The organism is Halorubrum sp. AJ67, from assembly GCF_000513435.1.
In genome coordinates, this window is sequence record NZ_CBVY010000010.1 from 87,311 (window position 1) to 89,095 (window position 1,785).

The 1,785-nt window shown below is 68.1% G+C and carries 2 pseudogenes (1 of these 2 running past the window's edge); one reads left to right on the forward strand and one right to left on the reverse strand.

What is annotated here, in order from left to right:
* Nucleotides 1-330, forward strand: a pseudogene (locus tag BN903_RS09785) (YigZ family protein); its annotated part reaches 132 nt to the left of the window's first position; the annotation flags it as partial.
* Nucleotides 331-352: 22 nt separating this feature from the next.
* On the opposite strand, the pseudogene BN903_RS09790 reads toward BN903_RS09785, so the two are convergent.
* Nucleotides 353-1,785: pseudogene (locus BN903_RS09790) on the reverse strand (DNA-directed DNA polymerase II small subunit); the annotation flags it as partial.

Genomic DNA, 1,785 nt, shown 5'->3' on the forward strand with positions numbered 1-1,785 from the left:
CGGAACGTCGCCGCGGTCGTCGACCCGGTACTACGGCGGGACGAACCTCGGCGTCGGCGGGCTCGCGTCGCGCCTACTCGCGCGCGGTGAAGGACGGCGTCGACGCGGCCGGCGTGATCGAGGAGCGGCCGCACCGAAAGTCTCGTCGTCGAGACCGAGTACGACGACTCGGGGACGGTCCGCGGGGTGATCGAATCGACCGGCGTCGAGTTCGAGGCCGACTACGGGCAGCGGGTCCGGTTCGACCTCCGGGTGCCGGTCGAGGAGGTCGATACGCTCCGCGAGCGGCTCAACGACGCGACGAGCGGACGGGTCGAGATCGGGGAGTGAAGTCGAAAAGAGGCGGCGGGAGTCACGAGAACTTCCGGACCGTCATGTCGAGTGTGTCGAGATCGAGGATCGGAGCGTAGCCGGCGTCGGGGTCGATGTTGACGGACTTCTGGAAGTCGGTCTGGGCCTGCCAGCAGCCGGAGTTGACCGCGAGGACGTTGTGGTACTTCCCCCAGCCGAGCTTGTGGACGTGGCCGGTGTGGAACACGTCGGGCACGTCCTCCATCACGAGGTAGTCGCGCTCCTCGGGCGCGACGCGGGTGTGACCCCCGAACTGCGGCGCGACGTGGCGCTTCTTCAACAGCTGGTACATCGCCTTGTGCGGCTCGTCGTAGCTCGCCTTCTCCTCGGGTAGCTCCGCGATCACCTCGTCGAGCGAGACGCCGTGGTACATCAGCACCTCGACGCCCTCGACCGAGACGGTGGCCGGATTCGAGACGATCTGCGGGTCGTGAACGTCCATGATGGAACGGATCTCGTCGTTGAATCCGGGCTGCGGTTCGGCGAGCCGGACCGCGTCGTGGTTGCCCGGGATCATCACGACCTCGGTGTCCGCGGGCACCTCCTTGAGGAGTTCCGCGAACGCTTCGTACTGCTCGTAGATGTCGACGATCTCAAGCTCCTCGTCCTGGTCGGGGTAGACGCCGACGCCCTCGACCATGTCGCCCGCGAGCAGCAGGTACTCGACCGGGTCCGCCTCGGGGGTGTGGAGCCAGTCGGTGAAGCTGTGCCACGCGTCGGCCATGAACTCGTCGCTGCCGACGTGGACGTCGGAGATCAGCGCGGCCTGAACGTGGCGGTCCGCCCCGCCCGGGCGGTGAGTCCGGGGGACGTCCGGGAAGTGGAGCGAGTCGGCGAAGAGGATACCGGAGTCGTCCGCGAGCGTCCCCTCGACCGCGATACACTCGTCCATCAGGATCTCGTCGACGACGTCGGCGAGGCCCTTGTCCTTCATCACGAGGGCGGGGAAGGTCCCGGTGGTGTCCTCCAGCTCGACGAGCCAGTGACCGGACTTCGTCGAGCGCACGTCGTTGACTAAGCCGATCATCGCGGCGTCGCTGCCGCCGGGCATGTCCGCGATCGCCTCGGCGGGCCGGTGGTTGACGCGGCCGCGGAGGATCTTCGAGAGTCGCTCGTAGCGGTCGCGGAACGTCGTGACGAAGTCGGCGTACTCGCCGGTCCCGGTGCTGCGACCCGTCATGTCGTTTCCGACTTCGATGTCGCGCAGGTCGGGGTCGAGGGAGCGGTCGGGGGTCGAATCGTCGGCGGTCGGAGCGTCCGCGGTCGAAGCGTCCGCGGTGGAGGTCTCGGGAGTCGAAGCGTCCGCGGACCCGGCATCAGTCTCTCCGGCTCCGCGGGTCGCAGACCCCCCTGTTTCGACTGAAGATTGTCCGTTCGCATCGGGTGAGGCCGCGGATCTCTCGGTCGTCGGCGGTGGCCTCGCGGACGTGGTCG